The 1,559-nt window shown below is 62.8% G+C and carries 2 protein-coding genes; both read right to left on the bottom strand.

The window, feature by feature from the left end; translation table 11 throughout:
• Positions 1-342 precede the first annotated feature (342 nt).
• The gene (locus QZY03_RS18035) at positions 343-693 is read right to left on the bottom strand and encodes a DUF5615 family PIN-like protein (RefSeq protein ID WP_295583507.1); all 351 of its coding nucleotides are present in this window, start codon (positions 691-693) and stop codon (positions 343-345) included.
• Positions 674-1,228, bottom strand: a complete 555-nt coding sequence (locus QZY03_RS18040; protein ID WP_295583509.1) for a DUF433 domain-containing protein — start codon at positions 1,226-1,228, stop codon at positions 674-676. Before QZY03_RS18040 ends, QZY03_RS18035 begins: the two co-directional genes overlap by 20 nt.
• Positions 1,229-1,559: the final 331 nt, after the last annotated feature.

A 1,559-nucleotide genomic window follows, 5' to 3' on the forward strand; every position in this document is an offset into this window, starting at 1 on the left:
CTTTCTTATCAGTCAGTTAGGGCGTAAGTGGGGCGGCTTTTCCGATGAAAAACGCAGAAAAAGCGATTTGCGCTGAAATTTTCGCCCGAAAAGCGATCTTATATAGCTGATTCTAAATGATAATAATACTTGCCCAATCTCGCATGCCCCGTCCCGCCGGGGTTGATGGGGCATACCCCGTCCGGCTTGGGGGCATGCGTCGGACCTGTGGCATGGTCAGCATGAGGTCGCCAAGGGCACCGGGTTGCACCTGGCCCGCCAGATCAAGCAGGCCGACGCGGCGGTCGCGGCGGCCCAAGCACACCTGGACGCGCAGCGCGCGGCCCAGCGGGCCGATGAGGCCTACAGCGGGACGAAGATAACCTGGCCCTCCAGGTCGCCCAGGTCATAACTCTCGACCGCCAATGCCAGATCCTCGATTGCGGCACCCAGCCCGGCGCCCGGAACGATCTCGATCACGCCCGGCATCGGTAGACCCGCATCGACCCGTTCGAAGGCGAAGCGGGTGACCGTTTGGATGTCCTGGGTCACCAGGACGCGCTGCTGCTCCGCGGCGAAAGCGAGCACCGTTCGATCATCTGCCCCGGTCAGTCCCAAAGATTGCACGCTGATCAAGTCCAGGGCTTCGAGGCGGCGTCGCAGGCCGCGAACGATATTGGCATTCAGATTTTCGTCAGCGAGGAGGCGCAGCATGGAGCGCCTCCCGCCGCGCGGCGAGCCATGCACGGACTTCGGTCGGCGGGCAACGCCGCTCGGCCTGTGCCCGGGTCTCGACCGCGGCGCGACGGCGCTGTTGCAAATACGCGTCGAGTGCGCCGCGATGGGCGAGATAATAGCCGAGCGCGGCATAGACCTCATGCAGATTCAGAGATTCGAAGCTCAGGGCGATCTCTTCGGCACTTGCCCCTTGATCGTAGCGTTCGACCAAGCTGTCGAGGGTGACTCGGGTGCCGGCGATACGCAGGACGCCATGGGCATCCTCCTGCATGGGGGGCGGATCGGTCTTGAGGGCAAGCTGCATCACAATCTCCTCTATCATGTCGCCAATTCGGGTGATTCCCTGTAAAGACGGATCCCAGTAACGTTCCGCTTCGGTACAGGGCCAAGGGTGATCGAACAGGGTCACCGTTGGTCGGCCTTGAACGTCCGGCGGGAAGCCGACCGCCTTCGGCAGCCGCACCGCCTGACTGCGGTTGCTGACGAAGACCCTGGAGTGTTCGATGGTCATGGGACGGGCTCCAGTGGCATCGCCCCGGAGTCTTAACGCGGCCACGGGATATGTCAATGGATCAGGGGAGCGGTTTCCCGACAGGTCTTCCCCGGCCGCCACCGATGTCGCCGCCACCCGTTCGGGTCTGCGTACTTCCGGGATGATGGGCCAGGCTTGCTGCGAACTTCGGCAAGAAGATGGAGCCATGGCCGGACGGGGCATTCGCCCATAGGCGCCAACTTAAGCAACCAGTTGATTTCCTGGCGTACTCAGGAACGCGATGACGGCGGCCGGGAGCGTTTGTAAGCGGCGTCGGCGTGGGCGTTCCGTTATCACCTCAAGGCATGCC

Source organism: uncultured Lamprocystis sp. (assembly GCF_903933125.1).
Classification (GTDB): Bacteria; Pseudomonadota; Gammaproteobacteria; order Chromatiales; family Chromatiaceae; genus Thiodictyon.

Bases quoted from the DNA above. Each gene is read 5' to 3' on its own strand.
- QZY03_RS18035 (WP_295583507.1), bottom strand. From the start codon at position 693: ATGCTGCGCCTCCTCGCTGACGAAAATCTGAATGCCAATATCGTTCGC.
- QZY03_RS18040 (WP_295583509.1), bottom strand. From the start codon at position 1,228: ATGACCATCGAACACTCCAGGGTCTTCGTCAGCAACCGCAGTCAGGCG.